The sequence below is a fragment of the Croceivirga lutea genome (assembly GCF_014235875.1).
Taxonomy (GTDB): Bacteria; Bacteroidota; Bacteroidia; order Flavobacteriales; family Flavobacteriaceae; genus Croceivirga; species Croceivirga lutea.
Genome location: NZ_JACJUK010000014.1, coordinates 1 through 2,500 on the forward strand (window position 1 = coordinate 1; position 2,500 = coordinate 2,500).

The window sequence follows — 2,500 nt, forward strand, 5'->3', positions numbered from 1 at the left end:
ACAAAGTTCATTAGACATATTGAAACGACAGCGTAGAATAAACAACAAGTAATTCGAAAGATTTCTTTGGGTTTTGGATGGACTAGAGTCGTAGAATATTAAAGATTATACGATGGAGAGTTTGATCCTGGCTCAGGATGAACGCTAGCGGCAGGCCTAACACATGCAAGTCGAGGGGTAACAGTGGTGCTTGCACCAGCTGACGACCGGCGCACGGGTGCGGAACGCGTATGGAACCTGCCCCTATCAAGGGAATAGCCCGTGGAAACGCGGATTAATGCTCTATAGTATTAATTGATTGCATAATTAATTAATTAAAGATTTATCGGATAGGGATGGCCATGCGTATCATTAGTTAGTTGGTAAGGTAACGGCTTACCAAGGCAGCGATGATTAGGGGCCCTGAGAGGGGGATCCCCCACACTGGTACTGAGACACGGACCAGACTCCTACGGGAGGCAGCAGTGAGGAATATTGGACAATGGTCGAGAGACTGATCCAGCCATGCCGCGTGCAGGATGACTGCCCTATGGGTTGTAAACTGCTTTTTTACAGGAAGAAACCTACTTACGTGTAAGTAGCTGACGGTACTGTACGAATAAGGACCGGCTAACTCCGTGCCAGCAGCCGCGGTAATACGGAGGGTCCGAGCGTTATCCGGAATCATTGGGTTTAAAGGGTCCGTAGGCGGGCCTATAAGTCAGGGGTGAAAGGCCACGGCTCAACCGTGGGACTGCCCTTGATACTGTAGGTCTTGAGTCATAGTGAGGTTGCCGGAACATGTGGTGTAGCGGTGAAATGCATAGATATCACATAGAACACCGATCGCGAAGGCAGGTGGCCAACTATGTACTGACGCTGATGGACGAAAGCGTGGGGAGCGAACGGGATTAGATACCCCGGTAGTCCACGCCGTAAACGATGGATACTAGCTGTGGGGCGTAAGCTCCGTGGCCAAGCGAAAGTGATAAGTATCCCACCTGGGGAGTACGTTCGCAAGAATGAAACTCAAAGGAATTGACGGGGGCCCGCACAAGCGGTGGAGCATGTGGTTTAATTCGATGATACGCGAGGAACCTTACCAGGGCTTAAATGCAGGCTGCATGGGGCAGAGACGCCCCTTTCTTCGGACTGCCTGCAAGGTGCTGCATGGTTGTCGTCAGCTCGTGCCGTGAGGTGTCAGGTTAAGTCCTATAACGAGCGCAACCCCTGCCGTTAGTTGCCAGCATGTAAAGATGGGGACTCTAACGGGACTGCCGGTGCAAACCGTGAGGAAGGTGGGGATGACGTCAAATCATCACGGCCCTTACGTCCTGGGCCACACACGTGCTACAATGGTCGGTACAGAGGGAAGCCACCCCGTGAGGGGGAGCGGATCTACAAAGCCGATCACAGTTCGGATCGGAGTCTGCAACTCGACTCCGTGAAGCTGGAATCGCTAGTAATCGCATATCAGCCATGATGCGGTGAATACGTTCCCGGGCCTTGTACACACCGCCCGTCAAGCCATGGAAGCCTGGAGTGCCTGAAGTCCGTCACCGTAAGGAGCGGCCTAGGGCAAGACCGGTAACTAGGGCTAAGTCGTAACAAGGTAGCCGTACCGGAAGGTGCGGCTGGAACACCTCCTTTCTAGAGAATGGGCTCAGCCCATCCTATCCCGGAGATGTCTTTCGAAGGCCTTGTTAGCGCTGTCGTTAATATGTCATGATATAATTGGTATAAGACCAAACAGTCTCATAGCTCAGCTGGTTAGAGCGCTACACTGATAATGTAGAGGTCGGCAGTTCGAGTCTGCCTGAGACTACAAGTCGGCAGACAAAAAATGTAAAGTTCTTAGGCTATAAAGCCAAAACATATTGAACAAAGGAAATTCTGGAAGTTGGGTATGTAGTTATGTACTAACTACTAACTACTCATTACTAACTACTAGTTATGGGGAATTAGCTCAGCTGGCTAGAGCGCCTGCCTTGCACGCAGGAGGTCATCGGTTCGACTCCGATATTCTCCACAAAGCAATTCTTTGAGGCAATTATTTTTTTAATTGTTTTAAGAGATTGCAAGAGGGAAGTTACTGATAATTAATTGTTAGTTACCACCCGCGACAACGTTCATTGACATATTGGGATGCGGATATATGTATACTTAAGGGTATATGTATGTTTGCGAAAATAAGAGAAGAAACTTGTAGTAGAATAGAATACAAATTATAATATTAAGGATTACGAGGGGCACATATTAGATTTATCTGATATAGTGCGAACAAGCAAAATAAGGGCGTATGGGGAATGCCTAGGCTCCCAGAGGCGATGAAGGACGTGGTAAGCTGCGAAAAGCCACGGGGAACTGCACACGAGTGTTGATCCGTGGATGTCCGAATGGGGCAACCCAGCAGGTTGAAGGCCTGTTATCCGTAAGGAGGCGAACCCACCGAACTGAAACATCTAAGTAGGTGGAGGAGGAGAAAACAAGAGTGATTCCGTTAGTAGTGGCGAGCGAACGC

At 49.4% G+C, this 2,500-nt stretch carries 2 tRNA genes and 2 rRNA genes (1 of these 4 cut by a window edge); all 4 read left to right on the forward strand.

What is annotated here, in order from left to right:
• Positions 1-109 precede the first annotated feature (109 nt).
• Positions 110-1,629: ribosomal RNA gene (locus H5V42_RS15075) — 16S ribosomal RNA — on the forward strand.
• 101 nt (positions 1,630-1,730) lie between these two features.
• Positions 1,731-1,804 (forward strand) — tRNA-Ile (locus H5V42_RS15080).
• A 130-nt stretch (positions 1,805-1,934) separates the two neighbouring features.
• Positions 1,935-2,008: transfer RNA gene (locus H5V42_RS15085), tRNA-Ala, on the forward strand.
• Positions 2,009-2,257: 249 nt separating this feature from the next.
• Positions 2,258-2,500 (forward strand): 23S ribosomal RNA (locus H5V42_RS15090) (it continues 2,547 nt past the right edge of the window).
• The 16S and 23S rRNA genes sit together here with 2 tRNA genes alongside, the layout of an rRNA operon.